Annotated in this window: 1 protein-coding gene; it reads left to right on the top strand. The window is 47.5% G+C overall.

Annotation, left to right across the window (positions count from 1 at the left end; genetic code table 11):
• The coding region (locus tag ASC50_RS02800; RefSeq protein ID WP_158648320.1) for a DUF4959 domain-containing protein at window positions 1–667 on the top strand (667 nt) is incomplete at both ends.

The following is a 667-nucleotide window of genomic DNA, read 5'->3' as shown; positions in this document are numbered from 1 at the left end:
GCTCAACGGTGGTGTAAGGATATATTATACTATTCCTTCCGACGAAGACCTGCTGAGCATTGACGCCGAATATACCGCCGCCAACGGCGAGGTAAGACGCTTCTCGGTCTCTTATTACAAAGATTCGCTGGACGTTTTGGGGATGACCGGGGAAGAAACCGTCCGGCTGTATGCTATGGACAGGGCAGGGAATAAATCGACTGTCGTTCCGATAATCATTAAACCGTTGGAGTCGGCTGTTTCACAGGTTTTTGATTCCCTTGACGTAAAAGCAGGGTTTGACGCATTGGCAGTGAGCTGGAAAAACCTGCAGCAACAACCGGTGAGTGTGTTTGCGAAAATCAACTATACGCAGCAAGGCGTCGCTCGCGAAGTAACCTCCGTGTTTACCTCTCGCAATTCTGTTGAACGACAGTTCATCAACAACCTGACAGGCGTTAATACAGTTGATGTGACCGTATATGTGGAAGACAGATTTGGTAATGTGTCGGCATCGCGCAACAAACAGCTTCAACTGTATCAGGACGTATTGATTCCCAAGGACAATTGGACACTGCCTAATCCAAATGATACCCTTGGAGGTATTCCCATGGCGTACGGAGACCATCAAGAAGGGAAAAACCGGAACGTAATAGATGGTATTATTGACTTCGGCGATAATGTCAAC

Source organism: Candidatus Symbiothrix dinenymphae, from assembly GCF_001431085.1.
Note: the sequence above shows the minus strand (reverse complement) of the source record. Positions and strands in the feature narration are given on the sequence as shown.